Annotated in this window: 1 protein-coding gene; it reads left to right on the top strand. The window is 61.9% G+C overall.

Features of this window, described 5'->3' with window-relative positions; genetic code table 11:
• Window positions 1-257: hypothetical protein (locus tag AB2B41_RS24160; RefSeq protein ID WP_367880261.1), on the top strand; the 257-nt coding region annotated here is incomplete at both ends.

Here is a 257-nt window from a genome sequence, read left to right as displayed (position 1 = left end):
AACAACGGCGGCGATAATAACGGCGGCGACAACAACGGCGGCGATAATAACGGCGGCGAGAACAACGGCGGCGAGAACAGCGGCGGCAATAACGGCGGCGGCAATAACGGCGGCGACAATAACGGCGGCGAGAACAACGGCGGTGACAATAACGGCGACGGCAACAACGGCGACGGCGAGAACAACGGCGGCGATAATAACGGCGGCGACAACAACGGCGGCGATAATAACGGCGGCGAGAACAACGGCGGCGAGAA

The organism is Sulfitobacter sediminis, from assembly GCF_040811725.1.
Classification (GTDB): Bacteria; Pseudomonadota; Alphaproteobacteria; order Rhodobacterales; family Rhodobacteraceae; genus Sulfitobacter; species Sulfitobacter sediminis.
Note: the sequence above shows the minus strand (reverse complement) of the source record. Positions and strands in the feature narration are given on the sequence as shown.